The organism is Pelomicrobium sp. G1, from assembly GCF_051905455.1.
In the GTDB taxonomy this organism is placed as follows: Bacteria; Pseudomonadota; Gammaproteobacteria; order Burkholderiales; family UBA6910; genus Pelomicrobium.
On record NZ_JBQACR010000491.1, the window covers coordinates 1 to 247 of the forward strand.

General features: G+C 70.4%; 1 protein-coding gene. It reads right to left on the reverse strand.

Annotation, left to right across the window (positions count from 1 at the left end; all coding sequences use genetic code 11):
• On the reverse strand, positions 1–221 hold a 221-nt coding region (locus ACTFO6_RS19340), incomplete at its 3' end, for a GntR family transcriptional regulator (protein WP_439935942.1).
• Positions 222–247: the final 26 nt, after the last annotated feature.

The window sequence follows — 247 nt, forward strand, 5'->3', positions numbered from 1 at the left end:
CGTAAGGTGAGCTGGGTGACCACCGCCCCCCGGTTAGGCAGCAGCTCCACCAGCCCCTCCGTGGCCAGCACCTTCAGCGCTTCCCGCAGCGGTGTCCGGGAGATGCCGAGCTGTTGGCAAAGCACCCGCTCGTTGAGGCGCGCCCCCGGGGCGAGCTCCCCCTGGATGATCATGTCCCGCAGCCGGGCCGCCACCTCGTGGTGCAGGGGCCGGCGGTCGATGGCTTTGTCGAAGCTGGGAAAGGGGG